This window comes from Salipiger sp. HF18 (assembly GCF_011806505.1).
GTDB classification, from domain to species: domain Bacteria; phylum Pseudomonadota; class Alphaproteobacteria; order Rhodobacterales; family Rhodobacteraceae; genus Salipiger; species Salipiger thiooxidans.
The window spans coordinates 1-1,546 of record NZ_JAATOS010000717.1 but is presented as its reverse complement, the minus strand read 5'-3'; the positions used below and the strand labels follow the sequence as shown (position 1 = coordinate 1,546).

General features: G+C 71.9%; 2 protein-coding genes. Both read left to right on the top strand.

Annotated elements, in window-relative coordinates; all coding sequences use genetic code 11:
* A partial coding sequence (locus HC022_RS26240) for an ATP-binding protein (protein WP_167454337.1) occupies nt 1-775 on the top strand: 775 nt, incomplete at its 5' end.
* Nucleotides 772-1,473 (top strand): response regulator transcription factor, encoded by a 702-nt coding sequence (locus HC022_RS26235; protein WP_008883499.1) that lies wholly within the window; start codon nt 772-774, stop codon nt 1,471-1,473. The genes HC022_RS26240 and HC022_RS26235, both read left to right, overlap by 4 nt.
* Nucleotides 1,474-1,546: the final 73 nt, after the last annotated feature.

Below are 1,546 nucleotides of genomic sequence, written 5' to 3'. Positions count from 1 at the left end.
CGATCTCGAGACGCTGGCCACGCCGTCGCTGCCCGGGCGGCTGGCGCTGCGCATCGCGGCGGAGGCGCGCGGCACCTTCCTGCTCGACGAGGGGATGCTGCAGGACGCGGCGCTGAACCTCGTCCTGAACGCGGCGGATGCCTGCGGCCAGGAAGGCACGATCACGGTGGCGGCACGCACCATCCTCGACACCTGGCTCGAGCTCTCGGTTTCCGACACCGGCCCCGGGTTCAGCCCGCAGGCGCTGCAGCACGGGCTCGACCCGTTCTTCACCACCAAGGGCGGCGAGGGCTCGGGGCTGGGGCTGGCGATGGTCTACGACATGGTCAAGCTCGCGGGCGGCGAGGTAAAGCTCGCCAACGGCGCGCCCGGCGCCTGCGTGACCCTGCGCCTGCCGCTGCGCCGGGCCGAGGCGCTGCCGCGCGCCGGGCTGGTGCTGCTGGTCGAGGACAACCCGGACCTGCGGGCGGAGGTGCGCGAGATGCTCACCGCCATGGGGCACCAGGTCGCCGAGGCGGCCTCGGTCGAGGAGGCGCGGACGCTGGCGGAGCGGCTGGAGATCGACCTCGTGCTGTCGGACATCACTCTGGAGGGCGCCCTGCCCGGGTCCGAGCTGCCGCTGCTGTTGCCGGATGTGCCGGTGCAGCTGATGACCTCGTTGCCGCCGGACAGCCCGCTCAGGCGCGAGGCGGTGGCCCGTGCGCCGGTGCTGGCAAAGCCCTTCACGCCGGAAGAGCTGGCGGCGTTCCTCGGTCACCCGGGAGCCGCCGCATGACCGCGCCTCTGGTCTCGATCCTCGACGACGAGCCGACGATCCGCGCCATCCTCTCGGAGGCGCTGACCGAGGCCGGGTTCCGCACCATGGCCTTTGCCCGCGCCACCGAGTTCGAGGCGGCGCTGAAGCGGGCGACGCCGGACCTGTGCCTCGTGGATCTCGGGCTGCCGGACCGCGACGGGCTGAGCCTCGTGCACCGGCTGGCGCTGGAACAGGGGGCGGCGGTGATCATCATCTCGGGGCGCGCGCAGGTGCAGGACCGGGTGACCGGGCTCGAGCTTGGCGCCGACGACTACATCATCAAGCCCTTCGACCCCGCCGAGGTGGTGGCCCGCGTCCGGGCCCGGCTGCGCGGGCCGCGCGCCGCGCCGCGCGGGGGCGACAGCGCACGCTTCGCCGGATGGACCGCGCATTTCGACCGCTACGCGCTCGAGGACGAAACCGGTGCCGAGACCCCGTTCAGCCATGCCGAGGGCGAGGTGCTGCGGCTGTTCCTCGACAGCCCCAAGCGGCTCATCACCCGGGCGCAGATGCAGGAGAGCCTCGGTGGCGCCGCGGGCGAGAGCTTTGACCGGGCGATGGACGTGCGGATCTCTCGGCTGCGCACCAAGCTTCGGGAGGACCCGAAGAACCCGCGTCTGATCAAGACCATCTACGGCGCGGGGTACATCTTCCTCGGCGACGTGGAGTGGGTCTAGCAGGGTGCTGAAATAGTCGGGCGAGCGGAATTGTTTTCCGTCTTGCTAGGCGTGATGGCGCGATCCTCCGGCC